Here is a 233-nt window from a genome sequence, read left to right as displayed (position 1 = left end):
CCTCGGTCACGACCGGCGCGTTCACGCACGAATGGCAGGACGACGGCCACCGCCAGCATTGGGCCTCGGTCGATCCCCGCCGCCAGCCGATCTCGATCTACGAGGTTCATGCCGGGTCGTGGGAGAAGGACGCGAACGGCTGGTATCTGACGTGGGACGCGCTGGCCGACCGCCTGATCCCATACGTCGTCGACATGGGCTTCACCCATATCGAATTTCTGCCGATCACCGAG

General features: G+C 64.8%; 1 pseudogene. It reads left to right on the top strand.

The window, feature by feature from the left end:
* Window positions 1–233: pseudogene (locus tag AC0IW9_RS32085) on the top strand (1,4-alpha-glucan branching enzyme); the annotation flags it as partial.

This window comes from Belnapia sp. AC561 (assembly GCF_979252845.1).
Note: the sequence above shows the minus strand (reverse complement) of the source record. Positions and strands in the feature narration are given on the sequence as shown.